Annotated in this window: 21 protein-coding genes and 1 pseudogene; 7 read left to right on the top strand and 15 right to left on the bottom strand. The window is 69.5% G+C overall.

All coding sequences use genetic code 11. The features are described from left to right. Positions 1-99: 99 nt before the first annotated feature. A complete protein-coding gene (gene mgtE / locus LRP66_RS11840; RefSeq protein WP_230482862.1) occupies positions 100-1509 on the bottom strand; it encodes a magnesium transporter in 1410 nt (469 codons plus the stop codon). A gap of 117 nt (positions 1510-1626) precedes the next feature. Between mgtE and LRP66_RS11835 the strand changes: the two genes are divergently transcribed. Continuing rightward, positions 1627-2082, top strand: coding sequence for a peptidylprolyl isomerase (locus LRP66_RS11835; RefSeq protein WP_056436311.1), 456 nt, complete (start codon positions 1627-1629; stop codon positions 2080-2082). A 215-nt stretch (positions 2083-2297) separates the two neighbouring features. On the opposite strand, the gene LRP66_RS11830 is transcribed toward LRP66_RS11835, so the two are convergent. Beyond that, entirely contained in the window at positions 2298-3080 is a 783-nt protein-coding gene (locus LRP66_RS11830) for a crotonase/enoyl-CoA hydratase family protein (RefSeq protein ID WP_230482801.1), read from the bottom strand. Between the two features lie 60 nt (positions 3081-3140). Here LRP66_RS11830 and LRP66_RS11825 point away from each other — a divergent pair, with 60 nt between their 5' ends. Together LRP66_RS11825 and LRP66_RS11820 are read left to right on the top strand one after the other, a co-directional pair. After that, positions 3141-3551, top strand: a complete 411-nt coding sequence (locus LRP66_RS11825) for a PaaI family thioesterase (RefSeq protein WP_230482800.1) — start codon at positions 3141-3143, stop codon at positions 3549-3551. Positions 3552-3580: 29 nt separating this feature from the next. Then, positions 3581-3961 (top strand): PaaI family thioesterase, encoded by a 381-nt coding sequence (locus tag LRP66_RS11820; RefSeq protein WP_230482861.1) that lies wholly within the window; start codon positions 3581-3583, stop codon positions 3959-3961. Here the strand turns inward: LRP66_RS11820 and LRP66_RS11815 are convergent. From LRP66_RS11815 to LRP66_RS11785, 7 genes are all read right to left on the bottom strand, one after another. Continuing rightward, complete coding sequence (locus tag LRP66_RS11815) at positions 3940-4692, bottom strand: GDSL-type esterase/lipase family protein (protein WP_230482799.1); 753 nt, start codon at positions 4690-4692, stop codon at positions 3940-3942. The genes LRP66_RS11820 and LRP66_RS11815 overlap by 22 nt on opposite strands. After that, positions 4689-8144 carry a glycosyl hydrolase 2 galactose-binding domain-containing protein gene (locus tag LRP66_RS11810; protein WP_230482798.1) on the bottom strand — a complete coding sequence of 1152 codons (3456 nt, stop codon included), beginning with the start codon at positions 8142-8144 and terminating at the stop codon, positions 4689-4691. Before LRP66_RS11810 ends, LRP66_RS11815 begins: the two co-directional genes overlap by 4 nt. Positions 8145-8196: 52 nt before the next feature. Beyond that, on the bottom strand, positions 8197-9459 hold the full coding sequence (locus tag LRP66_RS11805) for an adenosylmethionine--8-amino-7-oxononanoate transaminase (RefSeq protein ID WP_230482797.1): 1263 nt from the start codon (positions 9457-9459) through the stop codon (positions 8197-8199). Next, positions 9456-10076, bottom strand: coding sequence for a dethiobiotin synthase (bioD, locus tag LRP66_RS11800; RefSeq protein ID WP_230482796.1), 621 nt, complete (start codon positions 10074-10076; stop codon positions 9456-9458). Before bioD ends, LRP66_RS11805 begins: the two co-directional genes overlap by 4 nt. Then, on the bottom strand, positions 10073-11182 hold the full coding sequence (locus LRP66_RS11795; protein ID WP_230482795.1) for an 8-amino-7-oxononanoate synthase: 1110 nt from the start codon (positions 11180-11182) through the stop codon (positions 10073-10075). Before LRP66_RS11795 ends, bioD begins: the two co-directional genes overlap by 4 nt. Before the next feature lie 65 nt (positions 11183-11247). Then, the gene (locus tag LRP66_RS11790; RefSeq protein WP_230482794.1) at positions 11248-11976 is read right to left on the bottom strand and encodes a class I SAM-dependent methyltransferase; all 729 of its coding nucleotides are present in this window, start codon (positions 11974-11976) and stop codon (positions 11248-11250) included. Between the two features lie 4 nt (positions 11977-11980). Next, complete coding sequence (locus tag LRP66_RS11785; RefSeq protein ID WP_230482793.1) at positions 11981-12364, bottom strand: GtrA family protein; 384 nt, start codon at positions 12362-12364, stop codon at positions 11981-11983. Between the two features lie 122 nt (positions 12365-12486). Between LRP66_RS11785 and LRP66_RS11780 the strand changes: the two genes are divergently transcribed. Then, positions 12487-14256 carry an AcrB/AcrD/AcrF family protein gene (locus tag LRP66_RS11780; RefSeq protein WP_230482792.1) on the top strand — a complete coding sequence of 590 codons (1770 nt, stop codon included), beginning with the start codon at positions 12487-12489 and terminating at the stop codon, positions 14254-14256. Positions 14257-14284: 28 nt separating this feature from the next. On the opposite strand, the gene LRP66_RS11775 is transcribed toward LRP66_RS11780, so the two are convergent. The 4 genes from LRP66_RS11775 to LRP66_RS11760 are packed head-to-tail and all read right to left on the bottom strand — an operon-like array spanning position 14285 to position 16422. Beyond that, positions 14285-14908, bottom strand: a complete 624-nt coding sequence (locus tag LRP66_RS11775; RefSeq protein WP_230482791.1) for a MarC family protein — start codon at positions 14906-14908, stop codon at positions 14285-14287. A 4-nt stretch (positions 14909-14912) separates the two neighbouring features. Further along, positions 14913-15809, bottom strand: a complete 897-nt coding sequence (folD, locus tag LRP66_RS11770; protein ID WP_230482790.1) for a bifunctional methylenetetrahydrofolate dehydrogenase/methenyltetrahydrofolate cyclohydrolase FolD — start codon at positions 15807-15809, stop codon at positions 14913-14915. Beyond that, positions 15806-16108: a DUF167 domain-containing protein gene (locus LRP66_RS11765; protein WP_230482789.1), complete on the bottom strand. Its 303-nt coding sequence runs from the start codon at positions 16106-16108 to the stop codon at positions 15806-15808. The genes folD and LRP66_RS11765 overlap by 4 nt, the downstream gene beginning before the upstream one ends. A 2-nt stretch (positions 16109-16110) precedes the next feature. Then, a complete protein-coding gene (locus LRP66_RS11760; RefSeq protein ID WP_230482788.1) occupies positions 16111-16422 on the bottom strand; it encodes a YggT family protein in 312 nt (103 codons plus the stop codon). 15 nt (positions 16423-16437) lie between these two features. On the opposite strand from LRP66_RS11760, the gene LRP66_RS11755 reads away from it, so the two are divergent. After that, a complete protein-coding gene (locus LRP66_RS11755; RefSeq protein WP_230482787.1) occupies positions 16438-18420 on the top strand; it encodes an AsmA family protein in 1983 nt (660 codons plus the stop codon). Between the two features lie 51 nt (positions 18421-18471). Here LRP66_RS11755 and LRP66_RS11750 read toward each other — a convergent pair whose 3' ends face one another. Beyond that, complete coding sequence (locus LRP66_RS11750; RefSeq protein WP_230482786.1) at positions 18472-19449, bottom strand: NAD(P)H-dependent glycerol-3-phosphate dehydrogenase; 978 nt, start codon at positions 19447-19449, stop codon at positions 18472-18474. Further along, the gene (tsaD, locus tag LRP66_RS11745) at positions 19446-20471 is read right to left on the bottom strand and encodes a tRNA (adenosine(37)-N6)-threonylcarbamoyltransferase complex transferase subunit TsaD (protein WP_230482785.1); all 1026 of its coding nucleotides are present in this window, start codon (positions 20469-20471) and stop codon (positions 19446-19448) included. Before tsaD ends, LRP66_RS11750 begins: the two co-directional genes overlap by 4 nt. Positions 20472-20537: 66 nt before the next feature. Between tsaD and hemC the strand changes: the two genes are divergently transcribed. Continuing rightward, positions 20538-21449 carry a hydroxymethylbilane synthase gene (gene hemC, locus LRP66_RS11740; protein ID WP_230482784.1) on the top strand — a complete coding sequence of 304 codons (912 nt, stop codon included), beginning with the start codon at positions 20538-20540 and terminating at the stop codon, positions 21447-21449. Positions 21450-21454: 5 nt separating this feature from the next. Continuing rightward, positions 21455-21686, top strand: a pseudogene (locus tag LRP66_RS11735) (uroporphyrinogen-III synthase); the annotation flags it as partial.

Here is a 21686-nt window from a genome sequence, read left to right as displayed (position 1 = left end):
GCCCCCCGGCTGCGCGGGACAGGACCATAAGCATGGTAGCGCACGACCGCCATAGTTTTGATCGGGGCCAGATATTGCTCCCTGGCACGGGGAGGATCGTTACCCCGTCAATCCCGACGCCGTGGCCAGCCCGAGAAACGCCAGGAACCCGATGGAATCGGTCGTCATCGTCACGAATACCGACGAGGCCACCGCCGGGTCGGCGTCGAACCGGTCGAGCGTCACGGGCACCAGCACGCCCGCCAGCCCCGCGATCAGGATGTTGGTCATCATCGCCGCCGCGATCACCATGCCCAGCGCGGGATTGGCGAAGACCAGGCTGACCCCGACCCCGATCACCGCCGCGACCGTCACGCCGTTCATCATCGCCACGCGGATCTCGCGCATGATCGCGCGCGCCGTATTCGACTGGGTGAGCTGGTTGGTCGCAAGGGCGCGCACCGTCACCGCCAGCGTCTGCGTCCCCGCATTGCCGCCGACGCCCGCGACGATGGGCATCAGCGTGGCGAGCGCCACCATCCGCGCGATCGTCCCCTCGAACGCCGCGATGACCGAGGAGGCGACCATCGCCGTCACCAGATTGGCGAGCAGCCAGCGGACCCGGCTCTTGTAGCTGTCGAGGACCGGCTCGTTGATGTCGCCCTCGCCCGCGCCCGACAGGCGCAGCACGTCCTCGCCCGCCTCCTGCTGGATGATGTGGACGATGTCGTCGACGGTGATCATGCCGACCAGCCGCCCGCTACCATCGACCACGGCGGCGGAGATCAGCGCATATTTCTGGAAGCGCAGCGCGACCTCTTCCTGGTCCATGTCGACCGGGATCAGCGTCTGTTCGCGCTTCATCACGTCGCCGATGACGATCTGCCCCGGCGCGCGCAATATCCAGCTCAGCTGGCAGGTGCCGATCGGCCGATGGCCGGGATCGACGACGAAGATTTCCCAGAAGTCGGTGGTCAGTTCCTCATCGTCGCGCAGGAACTGGATCGTGTCGGCCACCGTCCAGTGCTCGGGCACCGCGATCAGCTCGCGCTGCATCAGGCGGCCGGCGGATTCCTCGGGGAAGGACAGCGCTTCCTCGATCGCGGCGCGGTCGTCGGGGTCGAGTGCGCGCAACACCGCGCGCTGCTCGTCCTCGTCCATGTCCTCGATGATCGCCACCGCGTCGTCGGTGTCGAGTTCCGACGCGATATCCGCGACTTCGTGCGGCTCGAGCGCCTGGATGAGCTGCTCGCGCACATAATCGTTCATTTCGGCGAACACGTCGCCGTTGAGCAAATCGGCGACCGCGCGTGCCAGATTGACACGCTCCTCGTCGCCCACCAGCTCGAACAGATCGGCGATGTCGGCGGGATGGAGCGGCTCGACCAGCGCGCGCGCGCCCTCGTCGTCGCCCGCCTCCAGCGCGTCGAGCACCGCGGTCACATATTCCGGCTTCAGCCGGTCGTCCTCGTCCAGCTGGGTTTCGTGCTGGCTCTCGGTTTCGAGTTCGGGGAGTTCGGTGTCGCTGATCTCGGCCTCCCTCGATCGATCATGAACGCTGTGTCACGCCTCTAAACTGCGACGGCGGCATTTGCCAGCAGGCTCGGGAATGCCTACCTGCGGGGCATCAACCAAGGAAGACCCCTTATGGCCGAGACTTTTTCCAAGCTGACCCTGACGCTCGAGAGCGGCGATGTCGTGATCACGCTGCGCCCCGACCTGGCGCCCGAGCATGTCGCGCGCATCGGCGGGCTCGCCAATGAAGGCTTTTACGACGGCGTGGTGTTCCACCGCGTGATCCCGGGCTTCATGGCGCAGGGCGGCGATCCGACGGGCACCGGCATGTCGGGCTCGGACAAGCCGAATTTGAAGCAGGAATTCAACGCAGAGCCGCACGTGCGCGGCACCTGCTCGATGGCGCGGACCAACGATCCGAACTCGGCCAATTCGCAGTTCTTCATCTGCTTCGACGATGCGCGTTTCCTGGACCGTCAGTACACGGTGTGGGGCCAGGTCGAGAGCGGCATGGAACATGTCGACGCGCTCCCCAAGGGCGAGCCGCCGCGCAATCCGGGCAAGATCCTGAAGGCGACGGCGGAGTAATCTTCCGCGACGGCTGGATCGAAGGGGGGAGTCTCGCGAGAGGCTCCCCTTTTTGTATGGCCATGCTCCAAGCCACGCAGCACGCCCCTCCCGCCTGCGGGAGGGGATGGGGGAGGGAAGGCCACGGGCAACAGGCTCGGTGAGACCCCATGCCCTCCCCAACCCCTCCCGCCTGCGGGAGGGGCTATCGCTCGGGGATAGCGAGCAACTCCCTCTCAACCGTCCCGAAACTCCGGCCGCCGCCGCGCCATGTTCGCCTGCACCGCCTCGCGGTGGTTCTCCCCCCGCATCAGCGCCACCTGCTCGGCGCTTTCCGTCGCCAGCATGACCTCGGACGCACTTCCCATCGTCCCGAACAACCGCTTCGCGCTGCGAACCGCATCCGGACTCCGCCCGGCGATGTTCCTCGCCAAAGCCAGCGCCTCACCCCTCGGATCCTCGACCAACCGCGTGACCAATCCCGCCGCCTGCGCCTCGGCCGCGTCGAACTCGCGCGCGGTATACACCCATTCGCGAAGCACATCCTGACGCACCCCGCCCCATAGCGCGAAGCCGCCCATATCGGGCACGATCCCCCAATGCACCTCGCGAATCGCGAAGCGGGTGGCAGGATGGGCCAGCCGGATATCCGCCCCCGCCATGATCTGTGTGCCGCCGCCGAATGCCACGCCGTGAACGCCTGCGATCACCGGCACCGGCAGCGTGCGCCAGCCCCACGCCACCTGCTGTACCCGGTTGGCCGGTCCATGGCTGCGCGCCGACAAGTCCAGCCCCGCCAGCTCGCCCCCCGCCATCGCCGCCATGTCGAGCCCGGAGCAGAAGCCGTCCCCCTCCCCCGACAGCACCACCGCGCGCACATCCGTCCGCGCCGCCAGCGTGTCGATCGCCTCGACCAGCGCGTCGAACATCCGCCCATCGATCGCGTTCAGCTTTTCGCGACGCGACAGGCGGACATCGGCCACGCCGTCATCCACGGCGATCGTCACCCGGTCCTGCATGTCGCTCTCCTTTTGCGCTGGCTTTCCACTCGTGTAGACCATCGTCCCATGGGGTTCGATATGGAACGCTTCGTCGCGATGGGCGGCCTGGGCGGCGGGCATGGACGGCATCTGGGCATCGGCTACCAGGCGCACGGGCCCGACTGGGCCGAGCTGACGCTGCCCTATGACGCCCGGCTGATCGGCGACCGGGCGAGCGGGGTCATCGCCTCCGGCCCGATCGTCGCGATGATGGACATGGCGACCAGCGTCGCGGTCTGGTTGAAGCGCGGCCATTTCGAGGCGCATGTGACGCTCGACCTGCGCGTCGACTATCTGCGCCCGGCGGTGCCCGAACGCACCGTGATCGGGCGCGGCGAATGCTATCGGATCACGCGCAGCGTCGCCTTCGTCCGGGGGATCGCGCATGACGGCGATGCCGGTGATCCGATCGCACATGTCGCGGGCACCTTCATGGCGATGAAGTCGTGAGCCCGCCCCGCACCGCCATCGGCCAGGCGATGGTCCTGCCGCCCTATGCCGAGCTGCTCGGCTGTTCGATCGACTGGGTCGCGGGCGTGCCCGAGCTGGTCATGCCGTTCGGCGACCATGTCATGGGCTGGCCCGGCCTGTTGCAGGGCGGCGCGATCGCGGGATTGCTGGAGGTGGCGGGGATCGCCGCGCTGACCCACCGCCTGTCGCAGGAGGGGGCTGCGCGGATCAAGCCGGTGACGGTGACGACCGATTATCTGCGCACCGGGCGCGATTACCCGACCCGCGCGGTCGGCATCATCCTTCGCCTCGGCCAGCGGGTCGCCAATGTCGAGGCGACCGCCTGGCAGGACGATCGCGACCGCCCGATCGCGACCGCCCGGATGAACTACCGCATTCTGCGCGGCTGAGGGCGGCCGAGCGCCTGTTCGATCGCGGCATCGGCGACCGGCGCCATCGCGGCATAGCCCGCGGGATTGGGATGGACGCCGTCCGTGCCATAGGCCGGGTTCAGCGCGTCGCCGACATGCAGGACCGACCAGTAATCGGCATAGGTCGCGCCGACCTGCGCCGCATAGCGCTTCGACCAGGCGTTCATCGCCGCGATCCGGGCGGCGGGCTTCACGCCCGGTTTCCACTCGAAATGATCGGCGGGCGGGATCGAGGCCAGGATCACGCGGATGCCATGCGCCCGTGCCAGCTCGACCATCGACATGATGTTGCCCTGCACCTGCGCATCGGTGGTCGCCCCGGTATTGCCCGCAATGTCGTTGGTGCCCGCCATGATCTGCACGACCGCCGGGTGGAGGTCGATCACATCCTGGCGAAAGCGAAGCAGCATCTGCGACGTCGTCTGGCCGCTGATCCCGCGCCCGATCCGCCCGGTCGTGAAGAAGCCCGGCGCGCGGTCCGCCCAATTCTGGGTGATCGAATCGCCCATCAGGACGATGCGGGGATGGCCCGGCGTCGGCGTCAGCCTGGCATTGTCGTCGCGATAGCGCGCGAGATAGCCGAAGTCGTTGTGCAACCGCTCTTCCCATTCGCGGGCCCAGCGCTGGCTGTCGCTTTCCTTCTGCTGCGCCAGGACGGGCCCGGCGAGCGTCAGCGCCACCGCGACGGCGAGGAAGGCGCGGCGGCTCACGGACGCAGGTCCACCTGGCCCGCCGCGACGTTCCAGCCGCGCAGGGTCACGCCGGGCTTGTCCGCCTTCGCGGTCGGATAGCGTATTTCGATCACGCGCGATTCTCCCGGCAGCAGGGTGACGTAATTGTCGCTGAAATAGGCGGGCAGCACCTGGGTGCCGTCGGCGTTCATCACGGTCAGCTTGGTCTCGATCGCGGGCACCTGGCCGGTATTGGTCAGCGTGACGTTGGCCAGCGTCTCCTCGCCCTCGCCCTGGAGGCTGGTCGTAGCGGTCACCGTCGCCGCCGCCATGCCGGTCAGCGCGCGATAGCCCGCATCGTCCTGCGCCTGCCAATAGCTGTTGGTCGACAGGACCTGCCCGCCCGCGTCGGTCGCCTCCAGTCGGACGAGCACCGGACCGCGCTTCATCGCGGAGGCGAGGTCGAGGGCCAGGACCGGCGTCACCCCCTCGGCATTGGCGACGACCTTCGCCTCCTGCTCGCCCTCCGACCGGCCGTCGAGCCCGACGATCTTCGCACGCACCTGCACGCCCTTCAGCGCGTCGCGCGTGTTGTTGATGAGGACGACGCGGTGGTCGGGCAAGTTCATCTGGACGTGGATCGGCTCGGCGGCCTTCTTGACCCCGTAGAAGGCGGCATGGGTGTCATAGTCGGACGAGAAGATCTGCCACGCCGAGGACGGCCAGGCGGGTTGCGTCATCCACAGCATCCGTCCCGAATTCTCGGTCCACAGACCCGCGTTCATCCCCTCGAAAATGGCGCGATAGGATTCATACTCCATCATCTGCGCCTTGCGCTCGAAATCGGCCAGGCCGGTCGACGGGCCGAACCGGCGCTCGAGCGCGTCCATATAGGTCTTCACCGCGCCGTTCCCGGTCTGGTGCCAGTCGTGATAGGCCCAGACATCGCCGATCGGCCAGCGATCCGCCTCGGCCGGAATGGCGCGCTTCCAGGATTCGAGCGTGGGGAGCGACGGGGTGCCGACCTCGACCGAGAAGCCCTTGGCGTGGTCGGTGAAATATTCGACCGGCGGCCGCCAGTTATACGGCCCCGACCCCTGCAAATTCACCGCGTTGGAGGACGGCATGTAGAGCCGCGTGCCGTCCTCGGCGCGCAGCAGCGTGTCCAGCCCGGTATTCAGGATCGGCTGCGGCACGCCCTCGTTGCGCCCGAACCAGGCGACGATCGAGGGGTGGTTGCGATAGCGGCGGACGACATCGGCCGCGTTGGCGAGGAAGAATTGGGGATCCTCCGCCTCCATATTGTAATCCTGGGTCGACTCCCAGAAATCGGACAGCACCATCAGGCCATATTCGTCGGCCAGGTCGAAGAAGCTCTCCTCGGTATTCTGGCCCACCCAGTTGCGGACGATGTTGAGATGCGCGTCGCGGTGGAGGCGGAAGAACGGCTCCAGATGCGCGCGGTCGACGCGCTTCATGAAGTCGTCCATGCCGATATTGCCGCCGCGCGCCGCGATCCGCACCCCGTTGACGCGCAGCACGAGATAGGGGGCGAGCCGGGGGTCGTCCTGCGGCTTGCTGACCGCCGCCGACTGGTCGCCGCCGGGGCTGAAGCTCATCGCCCAGCCATTGGCGGTCGTGCGGATCGCCGCATGGCTGGTGTCGACCACCCGCTGGCCGCCACGCACGCGATTGAGATCGAGCGTCACCCGCTCCAGATCGCCGTCATTGTCGAACAGCGACAGGTCATAGGTCACCTGCCGCATACCGAAGCGGAGCGATTTGGAGTCCGACAGCGCGCCGTCGACCGCCGCGGTGATCGCAAGCCCGTGCAGGGCCGGGTCGCCATAGCCATTGGGCCACCAGAGCCGGGGGTTCTTGACCGAAAGCTGCGGGAACTCGGCGGGCGACAGGAGCGCGCGGATCGTCTGGCCGGGGGCGACCGTCACCGGCTTTTCCACGACGACATCGTCGAACACCGCGCGCACCGTCGCCGTCACGGGCGCCTGGCCGTTATTGGTGACGGGCACCGCGATCTCGACATCGGCGACCGAATTGTCGGGCTTGGGCAAAGTGGTGACGACCTGCGGGTCGCCGATCACCGCCGGGCCGGTCGCGGCCAGCGTCACGCCCTGCCACAGCCCGGTATTGCGGTCGCGGACGCTCGGGATCCAGTCCCACCCCTCGGTCGCGACGAAGGTCGGACCGTCGAGCATCTGGACGCCGCCATTCTCGCCGACACCCGCCGTCATCGATTCCTCGTGCGCGATGCCCGGATGTGGCGGCGGCGAGACCCGCACCGCGATCGCATTGCGCCCGGCGGCCAGCGTCACGGGGAAGCGGCCACGGATGAAGGCGCCCTTCATCGTGCCCACCGACCGGCCGTTGACCCACACCTCGGCCGAATAATTCACGCCGTTGAAGGTCAGCCACATGGTCCGCCCGGCCGCCTCCGCGGGCGTGTCGAACTCGGTGCGATACCAGTAATCCTGTCGCGCCAGCGTCTCGGGGATGGCGAGGTTGTTGAGCCCCACCGAGGGATCGGGATAGACGCCGCGATCGACGAGGGTGGTCAGCACCGTGCCCGGCACGGTCGCGGCATACCATTTGCTCGAGTCGAAATTCCCCTGCGACAGGTCCGCGCCGCCGGGGCCGACCTTCGCCGCCTCGATCAGTCGCCAGCCATTCACCGCCCACTGGCCCGTGGCGGTGGAGACGAGCGCGGGATCCTTTGGCTCGGGCCTGGCCGTGCCGCTGGTCGGGATCGGCGCCTTGGACTGGGGCAGCGTCCAGGCGTCCTGCGGGGTGGTCTGCCCCTGCATCTGGCGGGTCTGGAACGGCCAGCTCGGGCTGCCGGTCTGCAGCGCCATCTTCGCCGGATCGGGCGCCCGCCGGGCGGCGACGCGGATGGTCAGCGGATCGACGACCTCGCGCACCATGCGGAAGTCGATGATCTTGCCCGCGAACACCGGCTGATAGTCGCGCGGTGCCAGCGTCGCGACGCCGGTGACCGGTTCGAGGGTCAGCGCGCGTTGCACCACCTGTCGGCCGCCGACGAACAGCCGCACCACCTTTCCGTCATAGCTGGCGGCGATATTGACCCATTTGTTGCGATCGGCGGTGCCGCCGCCCTGCACCACGCCCGCCTCGGTGACGAGCGCGGGCTGGCCATCGACCAGCGCGAGATAGCGGCGCGGCCCCGATGCCGGGTTGCCGAAGCCACCGATCAGCATCGTCGTGCCCTTGCCGTCGACGCCGCGCGGCTGGACCCAGGCGGACAGCGTCCAGTTGGGGGCGGCGACCGGCGTCGCGACGATCGCCCGGCGATAGCTGTCGCCCCCCGGCGGCAGGTCGGCGTTGATCGGCCCCAGCGGCGTCGACGGCGCGGCGGCGGGCGACGCGGGCACCGTCTGCGCGGAGGCGGCGAGGCTCCAGACCAGCGCCGTCATCGATGCCAGAGCCCCGATCGCTCTTGCCGTCGCCACGCTCATGCCTGCTCCTCTTCTGATCGCCGCCGGATAAAGCAAATGAATGGTTGAAAAGTCAAAGCTTCCCGGCGGAATCCCCGAAGCGATCGATTGCCTCGCCGATGCCGGCCCAGACCGCACCGAGCTGGTCGGGCGTGATCGAATAGGGCGGCATGACGTAGATGCCGTTGCCCATCGGCCGTACCAGCAGGTTCCGCTCGCGGAAATGCGCGAGCAGACGGGGTGCTAGGTCGGAGAGATAATCCTGCCCCGCGCCCAGTTCGAACGCGGCGATGGTGCCGAAGCGGCGGGGGTTGCGGACCGCCGCCATGCCGTCGACCGCCGCCAGATGCCGGGCCTGCGCCGCCGCCAGCGCATCGATCCGCGCCTGCACCGGCTCGTCGCGCCAGATCGCCAGATTGGCCGCCGCCGCCGCGCAGGCGATGGGGTTGGCGGTATAGCTGGACGAGTGGAAGAACTGTTTCGACCGGTCGGTTTCCGACCAGTGCGCCTCGAAGATCGCGTCGGTCGCCAGCGTCACCGCCAGCGGCACCGCCCCGCCGGTCAGCCCCTTGGACAGGCAGAGGATATCGGGCACCACCCCCGCCTGCTCGCAGGCGAAGAGCGTGCCGGTGCGGCCCCAGCCGGTCATCACCTCGTCGGCGATGAACAGCACGCCGTGCGCGGCGCAAATCCCGCGCATCGCCGCCAGCGTCTCGGGCGCGTAGAACAACATGCCGCCCGCCCCCAGCACCAGGGGCTCGACGATGAACGCCGCCGCGCCCGCGCGACACGCCGCCTCCAGCGCGTCGAGTGTCGCCTGCACGTCGCCGGGAAAGGGGATGGTGCCGACATCGAAGAGCAGCGGCGCATAGGCGCGGTTGTAGACCCCGCGCGCACCGACCGACATCGCGCCGATCGTATCGCCATGATAGCTGTGTTCGAGGACCAGGATCCGGTCGCGCGGCTCGCCCCGGTTCAGCCAGTAACCCAGCGCCATCTTCAGCGCGACCTCGACCGCGGTCGACCCCGAATCGGAGAAGAAGACGCGGGTCAGCGCGGCCGGGGTGATCCGCACCAGCTCGGCGGCGACCTCTTCGGCGGGTTCGTGGGTCCAGCCCGCGAAGATGATCTGGTCCAGCCTGCCCGCCTGCGCGGCGATCGCGGCGCTGATTCGCGGATGGTTGTGCCCGTGCGTCGTCACCCACCAGCTCGAGATCGCATCGATCACCTCGCGCCCGTCGACCGTGGTCAGCACCGCGCCCGACGCCGTGGCGACGCTGGGAATCGGCTCACCCAGGCCGTGCTGGGTGAAGGGATGCCAGACAGGCGAGGTCACCGGAAATCGCCGACGTCGAAATGCGCGGCGAACGCCGCCGCCAGCGTGGCGCGATCGAGCGTCGCCAGGCGCGGCAGGCGCCCGAGCCGCTTCACCCCGCCGATCGCGGCGATCGTCGCCTCGCTGTCCTCGACCGCCTCGCCGACGAACGCGACGCCCAGGATCGGCACCCCGCGCGAGCGCAGCGCCTCGATCGACAACAGGCTGTGGTTGATCGTCCCCAGACCGGTCCGCGCGACCAGCACGACCGGTCGTCCCCAATGCGCGAACAGATCGGCGAACAGCATCTCCCGCGTGACGGGCACCAGCACGCCCCCCGCCCCCTCGGCGACCAGCGGACCGTCGACCTGCGGCAGCGCCAGCCGCTCGCGCGCGATCGTCAGCCCGTCGATCTCGGCGGCGCGGTGCGGCGAACAGGGGGTCCTGAGCCGGTAGGCGGAGGGCAGGACGGGCCGCCCGCTGAGCGCGGCGACGGTCTCCGCATCGCCATGACCCTGCTCGTCGGTGCCAGCCTGGACCGGTTTCCAATAGCTTGCGCCAAGCGCGCCGGTCAGCGCGGCGGCGAAGACGGTCTTGCCGATCTCGGTATCGGTGCCGGTGACGATGACCGTGCTCATGCCAGAACCTCGCTGAGTGCCTGGTCGAGCGCGAGGATATCCGCCGCCTCGACGTTCAGGGTGATCGACAGCCGCAACCGTGCCGAGCCCACCGGCACGGTCGGCGGGCGGATGCCGCGTATGTCATAGCCCTGTTCCTGCAACGCCTCCGCCGCGCGCATGGTGCGGCCATTGTCGCGCAGGATCAGCGGCAGGATCGGCGTACCCTGCACCAGCGCGCCGTGCCTGGCCAGATGCGCCCCGGCCAGCGCCGTCCGCTCGCGCAGCGCGGTGCGCCGCTCGGGCTCGTCGGCCAGGATGCGCAGGCTCTCGCGCACGCCGCGCGCCATCAGTGGCGAGGGCGCGGTCGAGAAGACGAAACCCCGTCCGCGATTGACCAGGTAGTCGCGAACGATCGCGGGCCCCGCGACCAGTGCCCCCTCGCACCCCATCGCCTTGCCACAGGTATGGAGCGTGATGACGCGCTCGCCCGCGCGGGCCAGCCCCTGCCCGCGCTCGCCGAAGACACCGGTCGCATGCGCCTCGTCGACGATCAGCATCGCGTCATGCCGCTCGGCCACGGCGTATAGTTCCGCCAGCGGCGCGGTGTCGCCGTCCATCGAATAGAGGCTCTCCCCCGCGATCCACGCCGTGCCCTTGCCGCCCTGCGCCCGCCAATCGCGGATCGCACGGTCGAAGGCGTCGGCATCGTTGTGCGCCGCCGCCACCGACTGCGCGCGCGACAGCGTCATTCCCTCGCGCATACTGGCATGGACCAGCGCATCATGGACGATCAGATCGCCCCGCTGTGGCAGGGTCGCCAGGATCGCGACATTCGCGGCATAGCCCGAGGAGAAATAGAGGCTCGCCTCGCTGCCGAAAAAGGCGGCGGCTTCGGCCTCCAGCGCCTCATGCTCGGGGTGATTGCCGCGCAGCAGGCGTGAGCCGCCCGATCCGACGGGGACGCCCTGTTCGATCGCCCCGGTGATCGCGGCGGCGAGACGGGGATGGCTTGCCAGGCCGAGATAATCGTTGGAAGCGAAGTCCTTGCCCCGCTGCGGGGCCAGCACCCGCAAACGGTCCCGCGCGGCCAGTCGGGCCAGATCGGCGCGATGAAAGTCCAGCATGGGGCTTCCCTAGGCGGCTCGACGGGGGAGCGGAACCGGAATTCGTCGGGGGGATTCCCTTGGCCTCAGACAGGCTCCGCCAACGTCACGATCGAAACCCCCGGCGTCATCGGGACGCGCCCGACCAGATGCCGCTCCAGCCGGAAGATCGCCTCGAACGCCTTGTTGAGCGGTGCGGGCGGGGGCGAATCGTCGCTGTCGTCGCGACCGCTCAGCCGACCCGCGATCCGCGCGGCGGCGGCGAGCGGGAACAGCAGCGAGTTGAAATAGCCGAGCTTGCGTGGCTTGAGCCCCGCCTTTTCGATCGCCGATACCAGCGTGGTCTTGGAATAGCGGCGATGGTGATGGTTCACCACGTCATGCGCCGACCACATCCATTGATGCGCGGGCACCGCGATCAGGATCTTGCCGCCGGGCTTCAGGCACGCCTTCATCGCGGCGAGCGCGGCGACGTCGTCCTCGATATGCTCGACCACGTCGAGCACCGCGATCAGGTCATATGCGCCGCGTTCGATCCCCGGCAGTTCGGGGAGCGGCGCGGCGTCGACCGGCTTGCCCAGCCGCTCCGATGCGATCGCGCGCGCCGCCGGATCGATCTCGATCGCGTCGACCGTGCCGAATCCCGCCAGCATCGGCAGGTTGTGCCCGGTGCCGCAACCGATCTCCAGGATGCGCGCTTCGCCCGGCAGCTTGCCGTAGCGGGTCAGGTAATCGGCCAGGATGTCGCGGCGGGCGCGATACCACCAATGGGTGGAATCATGCGCGGCCATGCGGTCGTAAACGATACGGTCCATGAACTTATCCGAAGACCCATTGGCGGTTGAGCGCGAAGGTCGCGATCGGCGTGATCGTGACCACCGGGATCAACGCGACCCAGGGTTGTTGATGCAGAAGCCCGGTCGCAATCCAGGTGAAGATCGCGTTCAATGTAAGGCCAAAGCCCTGGACCACCAGGAATTTGAGATGCTGCCTTCCGCTCGAGTCGCGGCTGCCATGACCGCGAAAGCTCCATGCGCTGTGCAGGAAGAAGCCGAAGATCACCGCGACCAGAAAGGCCGGCGGCACCGCCAGCACGGCGCGGTCGTGCGGCAACACCCAATAGGTCAGCGGCAGATAGACCGCCGAATAGACGACCGTCGACAGGCCGCCCGCGATGCCGAAGCGGATGAGCTGGCCCAGCATTCCGCTGTCCCGCCACTGTCCGATCCGATTCCGTAGAATAGCCAATCCGCGCCCAACCTTGCCCTTTGCGCCGCTCGCGATAGAGCGGACTCCGTGTCCTGCGCCTTAAGCCGCAGGCGGGTATGAGGGAAGCGTCTTTGGAACGTCTGCAGGGCGAGTTGGATCGGCACTGGCGACGCTGGGTGCTGATCGCCTGGGTCGCGATCGCCGCCTGGTACATGTACGACCGCTGGGGCCAGATACGCTGGTGTTCGCTGGGCGACACCGACGACAATATGCGGCTGATGCAGGTGCGCGCCTGGATGGACGGACAGGGCTGGTACGATCTGCGCCAGTACCGGATGAATCCGCCCCGGGGCTTCGACATCCACTGGAGCCGCATCGTCGACCTGCCGATCGCCGGGCTGATCCTCTTCTTCCGCCTGTTCACCAGCCCCGCCTGGGCCGAGCGACTCGCCTGCGGCCTGGCGCCGATCATCCCACTGTCGATCACCATGGTGGCGATCGCGGCGACGATCCGGCGGCTGATCGCGCCCTTCATCTGGCCGCTGGGGATCATCCTGCTGCTCTGCGCCAGCTCGACCATGCTGATGTACATGCCGATGCGCATCGACCATCACGGATGGCAGCTCGCGATGCTGGCGGTCACCGTCGCGGGGCTGTGCGACCCGCAGGCGCGGCGCGGCGGCGCGATGGTCGGGCTGGGCAGCGCGGTGTCGCTCGCCATCGGGCTGGAGATGCTGCCCTATGCCGCGATGGCGGGGGCGATCCTGACGCTGCGCTGGGTCTGGGACCGTGACGAGGCGCCCCGGCTCGCGGTCTATGCGCTGACGCTTGGCGGCGGCAGCGCGGCGGGATTCGCCGCCTTCGCCTCCAACGCCAATTACGCGATGCGCTGCGACGCGCTGACCCCCGTCTGGCTGTCGGTGACGGTGGTCGCGGGCGCGCTGCTGTTCCTGCTCGCGCGGATCAATCCCGCGTCGCGGGGCGCGCGGCTGGGGCTGGCGGTGGTCGCCGGTGCGGTCATCGCGGGTGGCTTTGCCAGCCTGTTCCCGCAATGCCTGACCCGCCCCGAACAGGTCAGCCCGGAATTACAGCGCAACTGGCTCAACAATGTCCGCGAGGCCAAGCCGATCTACAAGCATCCGCTGCGCGTCGCGCTGCCGATGGCGATCATGCCGGTGATCGGCCTGATCGGCGCAGCGCTGGCGGCGTGGCGGCGGCGGACGATCGGGTGGAGCGCGGTCGCGCTGTTCACCGCCTTCGCCTGCGCGATGCTGTTGTGGCAGGCGCGTGCGGCCCCGGCGGCGCAGATGCTGGCGGTGCCCGGCGTCGCGGCGCTCATCTGGATGCTCCTGCCGCTGGTCAACCGGTTGCGTTCGCCGCTACTGCGGGTGCCGCTGGTGGTCGCTCTGATCCTGGTGCCGACCGGGCTCGTGGCCGCGCTGGTGCTGAAATACCTGCCCGCCGCGCAACCCTCGGGCTATGCCGCGCGGGTCAACCGGGCGACGGGCCAGTGCGTCCGCACCTCGGTGCTGACGCGGGTCAACGCCTATCCCAGGGCGACGGTCTTCACCTTCGTCGATCTGGGCCCGCGGCTGATCGTCACGACCCACCATGATGCGATCGCGGGGCCCTATCACCGCAATGGCGACGCGATCCTCGACGTGCAGCACGCCTTCCAGGGCAATGAGGCACAGGCGCGCGCGATCATGAAGCGGCACGGCGCGACCTTGCTGCTGATCTGTCCGGACATGGCCGAGTCGACCAATTACCGCGCGCGGGCGCCTGGTGGCTTCTACGACCGGATGGCGCATGGCTGGGTGCCGAACTGGCTGACCCCGCTGCCGCTGCCCAAGGGTTCGCCGCTGAGGCTGTACCGGATCGACTGAACGGAAAATCCTCCCCGAAAGGGGAGGATCACTTCAGGCTGGCGGTCACCCCGTCGATCACGAACTGCACCGCCAGCGCGGCGAGCAATACGCCGAGCACGCGGGTGATCACCGCTTCGATCTTGGCGCCGAGCAGTCGCATCAGCGGCCCCGCCGCCAGCAGCGCGACCAGCGTCAGCAGCAGGATCGAGACCATCGCGGCCAGCACCACCAGCGAGCCTTCCAGCCCCTGGTTGCGGCTCATCAACAGCATCACCGTCGCGATCGAACCCGGCCCGGCGATCATCGGCATCGCCATCGGGAAGATCGACACGTCCTCCGCCTCGTGCGGATCGTCGGCGACCTTGGCGGCACGGTCCTCGCGCCGCTGCGTCCGCTTCTCGAACACCATCTCCAGCGCGATCAGGAACAGCATGATGCCGCCCGCGATGCGGAAGGCAGGCATCTCGATGCCCAGCCCATGGAGCAACGCCTCGCCGAACAGCGCGAAGACGAACAGGATGGCGGAGGCGACCATGACCGCGCGGATCGCCATCGCCCGGCGATGCTGCGGCGTCGCGCCCGCCGAAAGCCCCGCATAGATCGGTGCGCAACCCGGCGGATCGATCACCACGAAGAAGGTGATCAGCGAGGAGATATAGAGCTCGAGCACGACCTTACAGCGCCGCCTGGTCGATCGCGACGCCCGCGCGCCGTCCCGCCGACACCAGCGTGTTGCGCAACAGCACCGCGATCGTCATCGGCCCGACGCCGCCCGGCACCGGGGTGATCGCCCCCGCGCGCGCCGCCGCCGTGTCATATTCGACATCGCCGACAAGCCCCGTCTCGGTCCGGTTGATCCCGACATCGATGACGCTGGCGCCGGGCTTGATCCACGCGCCCTTGACGAGTCCGGGCACGCCCACCGCCGCCACGACGATATCGGCGCGACCGACGACCTCGGGCAGATCGCGGGTGCGGCTATGCGCCACGGTCACGGTGCAGCTTTCGCCCAGCAGCAACTGCGCCATCGGCTTGCCGACGATGTTCGAGCGCCCGACGACGACCGCGTCCATCCCCGACAGGTTGGCGTGAATGCTCTTGAGCAGCATCAGGCAACCGAGCGGGGTACAGGGCACGAAGCCCTCGACACCCGTCGCCAGCCGTCCGGCATTGACCGGGTGAAAGCCGTCGACGTCCTTGTCGGGGTCGATCGCCTGGATCACCGCCTGCGCGTCGATCTGGCGTGGCAGCGGCAGCTGGACGAGGATGCCGTCGACGGTCGGATCCTGGTTGAGGCGCTCGACCAGCGCCAGCAGCGTCGCCTGGTCGGTGTCGATGGGCAGGCGATGCTCGAAACTTTCCATCCCCGCCTCGCGCGTCGCCTTGCCCTTGGAGCGGACATAGACGCTGGAGGCCGGGTCCTCGCCGACCAGCACGACCGCGAGGCCGGGTGCGCGGCCCGCCTGTTCGCGGAAGCGCGCGACCTGGGTGGCGATGCGGGAGCGGAGGCCGGCGGCGAACGCCTTGCCGTCGATGATCGTGGCGCCGGTCACGGGGGTATCTGGGGTCATGGCTGATCGCCATAAAGCGCCTGCGCGATACGCGCCAGTGTATGTGGGTCGCCCGCCACGTGCAGCCGCTTCAATCGCGCCGTTTCACCCGCGATGATCGTCACCGCGCGCCTGGGCACGCCGAAATGCCCGGCGACGAGCGGGACCAGCGCCGCGTTGGCCGCGCCGTCGACCGGTGGGGCGGAGAGGCGCGCGGCGAAATGCTCGTCGGTCCCGGCGGTCAGCGCATCGCGCCCGCCGCGCGGGGTGACGCGCACCGCGATCTGGATGCCGTCCGCCCGAAGCGTCCAGGCGGGCACCGCTATCCGGCGACGACCGCGCCGCCGTACATTTGCTGCAGGATGGCGGCGTCGAGGATCTTGCCCAGGATGATGACCGCGAGCAGCACGACCATCGGCGACAGGTCGAGCGCGCCGAAATCGGGAAGGATGCGGCGGATCGGACGATAGAGCGGATCGGTCATCCGCTGCAGCGCGTACCAGACCGAACGGATGAAGTCGTTCGAGGTGTTGATCACGTTGAAGGCGATCAGCCAGGACAGGATCGCCTGCACGATGATCACCCACCAGACGACGTTGAGCAGAATCTTGAGGATCTGAAGGATGAGGATCAACGCGGGGAGCTCCTGATGGCCGTTCCCGCATATCTAGGGTGCGGCGGGGCTCGGGGCAATCTTCCGCGCGTCGGGTTCCTGACGCAGCCGGAACGAACCCCCGTGTCGCGCGTCCGGCTTGCTATGGAACAGGCGAAGGATCGCCCGGCGACGGGGCGGCGAACATGGGGGCGGCGAAAATGGGGGCGGATCGCCGTCGGCGCATTGGTGACGGTGCCGCTGATCCTGCTGCTGGTCCTGGCGGTCTTTCCCTGGGGCGTGCTGCGCGGCGCGGTCACGCGCGCGGCGACCGAGCGGTTCGGGCGGCCGGTGACGATCGGATCGGTCCACCGCGTCGACCGGTTCGGCTTCCATCCCGTCATCGCGGTCGAGGATCTGCGCATCCCGCAGGCGATCTGGGCCGGACGGGGCGATTTCGCACGCGTCGGGCGGGCGGAGATCCGCTTCTCGGTCTGGCCGCTGCTGAAGGGCCGCTTCGTGCCCGAGGATATCAGCGTCTCGGGCCTTCGCCTGGCGCTCGTCCGTGACAAGGGGGGCCGCACCAACTGGTCGCGTCCCGGCGAGCCGGAGGAGGGCGGCAGCTCGACCGATCTGCAGGGGCTGACCATCACCGACGGGGTGGTCAGCTACCGCGACGCCAGGCAGGACCGCGACGCCATTTTGCGGATCGCCGCCGATCCCGACAAGGGCATCCGCGCCGAGGGAACCGGCTCGGTCCGGGGCGCACCGGTTCGGGTCAGCGTCACCGGCGCGGCGGTGAAGCCCGGACGATGGCCGTTCGAGGCGCGGATCGCGGGGCAGGCGCTGGCGATGACCGCGCGCGGTACGATGGACCGGCCTTTCGATACCGATGCGATGACGCTGGACCTGACCGCGCGCGCCGACGATCTCAAGCGGATCGACGCGGTGATCGAGGCCGGACTGTTCCAGACGCGTGCCGTCCAACTGACCGCGCATGTCCGCCATGATCGTCCGCGCTGGACGATCACCGATCTGAAGGGGCGGATCGGCCGGTCCGACCTGACCGGGTCGTTGACCGTCGACAAGAAGGACGGCCGCACCCTGCTCGACGGGGCGGTGGTCGCGCGGCAGCTTGATTTCGACGATTTGTCCTCGGCGCAAGGTCGCGCGGAGGCGGCCGCGCTCGAACGTCGCATCGGGCCGCGACTGGTGCCGAACACCCGGATCGACATCGCGAAGATCGACACGACCGACGGCACGATCCGCTTCCGCGTCGGGCGCGTCGTCAGCGCGCAGGGCCCTTCGTCGATTACCGGGCTGGCGGGACGGATGACGATGGATCACCAGCGTCTGACGATCGGCGATATCCGCCTCGGCTTGCGCGAAGGCGTGGTGACGGGCCAGGCGGTGGTCGACCAGCGCAACGGGCGCCGGGTTCCCAGCCTCTCGCTCGACCTCCGCCTGACCGGAGCGAGTGTGTTGTCGCTGTCGGGCCAGACCGCGATCACCGGCCGGGTCGCCGCGCGCGCCAGGCTGGCGGGCAGCGGCGAGACGATACGCGCGGCGGTCGGGCGATCGGACGGGCGGATCGGACTGGTCGTCGCCAACGGCTCGCTCCCCGATCGCTATGCGGCGGCGCTGGGCTTCGACGCGGGTGCCGCCTTCATGGGCGACAACGCGCGGGCGAGCCTGCGCTGCCTGATCGTGGGTGTCGACATGCGGGGTGGCACGGGTCGCGCCGATCCGCTGATCGTCGATACCTCGCGCAGCAGGCTGGACGGCACCGGGACGGTGAGCTTCCCCGACGAGCGTCTGGCATTGCGCCTGACCGGTGCGCCGAAACAGGGCGCGACGCTGAGGCTCGACGGGACGGCGACGGTGACCGGGACGCTGGAAAAGCCGGATCTGGTCATCCCGAAGGAGGTCAAGTCGGTCGGCAATATCTTCAAGTCGATCGGCCGTGCGATCACCGGACACACCGGCCCTCATGCGCAAAGCGCGGATTGCGCAGCGCTGGCGAGGCGGGTGCTGCGGTAATGCCCCGCCCGTTCCCTCCCCCCGTTCAGCCTGAGCGATGGAGGACGGGCCCTACGCCCCTTCCGCCTTCAGCGGCCGCGCCAGCAGGGCCCCGATCACCTCCCCCACCTTGGCGCCTTCAAGCAACCGGCACACCGCGTCGCACACCGGCATGTCGACCCCCGCCTCCGCCGCCGCCTGGCGCAGCACCGGCGCGGTGAAGGCCCCCTCCGCCACGGTCCGCCGATCCGCGAGCAATTCCGCCGCCGAACGCCCCTGACCCAGACCGACACCCAGCGAGAAGTTGCGCGATGCGGTCGACGAACAGGTCAGCACCAGGTCGCCCAGCCCCGACAGTCCCGCCAGCGTCTCCGCACGTCCGCCGCGCGCCAGCCCGAAACGGGTCATCTCGGCAAAGCCGCGCGCGATCAACGCGGCGCGCGCATTCTGGCCCAGCCCCGCGCCCTCGACCACGCCGCAGCCGATGGCGAGGACGTTCTTGATCGCCCCGCCGATCTCCGCGCCGGTCACGTCGTCGGTGGCATAGGGCCGGAAATGCGGTGCCGCGATGCGGGCGGAGAGGCGTTCGCGCACGTCCGCCTGCTCGCACGCCAGCGTCACCGCCGTGGGCAGCCCGGCCGCCACCTCGTGCGCGAAGGTCGGCCCCGACAGCACCGCGATCGGCGCATGGGGATGAAGCGCCCGCGCGACCTGTCCGACCAGCCGCCGCGTCCCCGCCTCGATCCCCTTCGAGCAGAGGACCAGCGGCTTCGATCCCACCGGCATGGTGGCCAGCACCGCGCCCACGGCCTGAGCGGGCGTCACGACCAGCAGCGCCTCCATCTCCGCCATCGCCGCCGGATCGCTGACCGCCTCGATGCTCGGCGACAGCGCGATGCCGGGCAGATACAGCGGGTTGGCATGGGTCGCGTTGATCGCGTCGGCCACCGCCGGATCGCGTGCCCAGATCCGCACCGGCCGACCGCCATGCGCCGCCACCTGCGCGAGCGCGGTGCCCCAGGCACCCGCGCCGATCACCCCGATCCTCATGCCTTCACTCCCGCGCCACGCACCGCCTCCGCCGCCGGATCGAGCGGCCAGCGCGCCCGCGCCGGGCTGTCGAGCGGATCGGTCAGCCCTTCGTGAAACCGCTCGACCCCCGCCCAGGCGATCATCGCGGCATTGTCGGTGCACAGCCAGAGCGGCGGTGCGACGAAGCGCAGGCCATGCTCGGCGGCGAGCCCCTCCAGCGCGCCCCGGATGACGGTGTTCGCCGCCACGCCGCCCGCGACGACCAAGGCCGTCACCGGCGGCACATCGGCCAGGGCGCGGCGGGTGCGGTCGAGCAGGCAGTCGACAACCGCCTGCTGGAACGAGGCGGCGATGTCCTCGGGCGGGTAATGCCCGACCGCGCGCGCCACCGCGCTCTTCAACCCCGCGAAGGAGAAATGCGGCTCGGCCGCGCCCTTCAGCGGACGGGGCAGCGGCACCGCATGAGGATTGCCCTCGCGCGCCGTCGCCTCGACACGCGGCCCGCCGGGATAGCCCAGGCCGAGCAGCTTGGCGGTCTTGTCGAACGCCTCCCCCGCCGCATCGTCGATCGTCGTCGCCATCCGGCGGTAGCGCCCCACGCCCTCGACCAGCAGCAACTGGCAATGCCCGCCCGAGACGAGCAGCAGCAGATAGGGATAGGCCAGCGTGCGATCCGACAGGCGCGGCGACAGGGCATGGCCCTCCAGATGGTTGACCGCGATCAGCGGCTTGCCCGCCGCATGGGCGAGCGCCTTGCCGGTGACGAGCCCGACCATCACCCCGCCGATCAGCCCCGGTCCCGCCGTCGCGGCGATCGCGTCGACGTCGGACAGGCTGACGCCCGCATCGGCGAAGGCGGCGGCGACCAGCGGCTCCATCGCCTCGACATGCGCGCGCGCGGCGATTTCGGGGACGACGCCGCCGAACGGGGCATGCGCCGCCTCCTGCCCCAATAGCCGGTGCGCCAGCACGCGGCCGTCATCGGTGACGAGTGCGGCGGCCGTCTCGTCGCATGAGGATTCCAGTCCCAGGATCAGCATGGCCCATCCCATAGTCCCTCGCAGGACGGTTGTCGAAGGGGGGCCTGATGCGGCAAAGGCTTGCTCATGGTTCGTTTCCGGCTCGGTACGCGCGGTTCGCCGCTGGCCCTCACCCAGGCGCATATGGTGCGCACCGCGCTCGCCGCCGCGCAGGGGTGGGACGCCGACGCCGTCGAGATCGTGCCGATCAAGACCACCGGCGACCGGGTACAGGACCGCGCGCTGGCCGAGATCGGCGGCAAGGCACTGTGGACCAAGGAACTGGACCGCGCGCTGCTGGACGGGGAGATCGACGCCTCGGTCCATTCGATGAAGGATGTCGAGACGATCCGCCCCGACTGGCTGCGCATCGCCGCGATGCTGCCGCGTGCCGATGTCCGCGACCGGCTGATCGGCGTGGCGACGATCGCCGACCTGCCCCCCGGCGCGGTGGTCGGGACGAGCAGCCCGCGTCGGCGCGCGCAGCTCCTGTCGCATCGCCCGGACCTGACCATCACGCTGCTTCGCGGCAATGTCGACACCCGGCTCGCCAAGCTGGCGAGCGGCGAGATGGACGCGACGCTGCTCGCCGCCGCCGGGCTCGACCGGCTGGGGCGCGATGTCGGTCGCGCGGTGCCGACCGACCAGATGCTGCCCGCCCCGGCCCAGGGCGCGGTGGGGATCGAGACGCGCGCCGACGACGCGGCGGCGACGATGCTGATCGCCTCGATCGACCATGCCGAGACCCATGGCTGCGTCATGGCCGAGCGCGCGCTGCTCGCCGCACTCGCCGCCGATTGCCACAGCCCGGTGGCGGCGCTCGCCTCGCTGTCGGGGGAGATGCTGACGCTGCGGGCCGAACTCTTGTCGGAGGACGGGGGGGCACGGGTGAGCGGCTGGATCGAAGGCGCGCTGGACGAGGATCTTGGCCCCCGGCTGGCGATCGACCTGCTCGACCGCGCGCCGCCCGAGGTGCGCCGCCTGTTCGCCGGGGGCTGAACCCGGTGGCGGTCGTCGTCGTCCGGCCCGAACCCGGCCATGCCGCGACGATCGCCGCCCTGCACGCGGCCGGACTGGAGGCGCGGTCGCTGCCCTTCTTCGCGACTCGCGCGATCGACTGGACCCCGCCCGAACCCGAGACGGTCGACGCGCTGCTCTTCACCAGCGCGCAGGGGGTGGCCTGGGCCGGACCGGGGCTGGACGCGCTGAAGCATCGCCCGGTCGTCGCGGTCGGCC

This window comes from Sphingomonas sp. Leaf21, assembly GCF_916858675.1.
GTDB lineage: Bacteria > Pseudomonadota > Alphaproteobacteria > Sphingomonadales > Sphingomonadaceae > Sphingomonas.
The sequence above is the reverse complement of the archived record's forward strand: the minus strand, read 5'-3'. Positions and strand labels throughout refer to the sequence as shown.

Excerpts from the sequence above, each read along its gene's own strand:
- LRP66_RS11795 (WP_230482795.1), bottom strand. The coding sequence starts at position 11,182 with ATGCTGGACTTTCATCGCGCCGATCTGGCCCGACTGGCCGCGCGGGAC.
- LRP66_RS11750 (WP_230482786.1), bottom strand. The coding sequence starts at position 19,449 with ATGAGGATCGGGGTGATCGGCGCGGGTGCCTGGGGCACCGCGCTCGCG.
- folD (WP_230482790.1), bottom strand. The coding sequence starts at position 15,809 with ATGACCCCAGATACCCCCGTGACCGGCGCCACGATCATCGACGGCAAG.
- LRP66_RS11790 (WP_230482794.1), bottom strand. The coding sequence starts at position 11,976 with ATGGACCGTATCGTTTACGACCGCATGGCCGCGCATGATTCCACCCAT.
- LRP66_RS11780 (WP_230482792.1), top strand. The coding sequence starts at position 12,487 with ATGAGGGAAGCGTCTTTGGAACGTCTGCAGGGCGAGTTGGATCGGCAC.
- LRP66_RS11785 (WP_230482793.1), bottom strand. The coding sequence starts at position 12,364 with ATGCTGGGCCAGCTCATCCGCTTCGGCATCGCGGGCGGCCTGTCGACG.
- LRP66_RS11835 (WP_056436311.1), top strand. The coding sequence starts at position 1,627 with ATGGCCGAGACTTTTTCCAAGCTGACCCTGACGCTCGAGAGCGGCGAT.
- hemC (WP_230482784.1), top strand. The coding sequence starts at position 20,538 with ATGGTTCGTTTCCGGCTCGGTACGCGCGGTTCGCCGCTGGCCCTCACC.
- tsaD (WP_230482785.1), bottom strand. The coding sequence starts at position 20,471 with ATGCTGATCCTGGGACTGGAATCCTCATGCGACGAGACGGCCGCCGCA.
- LRP66_RS11830 (WP_230482801.1), bottom strand. The coding sequence starts at position 3,080 with ATGCAGGACCGGGTGACGATCGCCGTGGATGACGGCGTGGCCGATGTC.
- LRP66_RS11825 (WP_230482800.1), top strand. The coding sequence starts at position 3,141 with ATGGAACGCTTCGTCGCGATGGGCGGCCTGGGCGGCGGGCATGGACGG.
- LRP66_RS11820 (WP_230482861.1), top strand. The coding sequence starts at position 3,581 with ATGGTCCTGCCGCCCTATGCCGAGCTGCTCGGCTGTTCGATCGACTGG.
- LRP66_RS11755 (WP_230482787.1), top strand. The coding sequence starts at position 16,438 with ATGGCCGTTCCCGCATATCTAGGGTGCGGCGGGGCTCGGGGCAATCTT.
- bioD (WP_230482796.1), bottom strand. The coding sequence starts at position 10,076 with ATGAGCACGGTCATCGTCACCGGCACCGATACCGAGATCGGCAAGACC.
- LRP66_RS11810 (WP_230482798.1), bottom strand. The coding sequence starts at position 8,144 with ATGAGCGTGGCGACGGCAAGAGCGATCGGGGCTCTGGCATCGATGACG.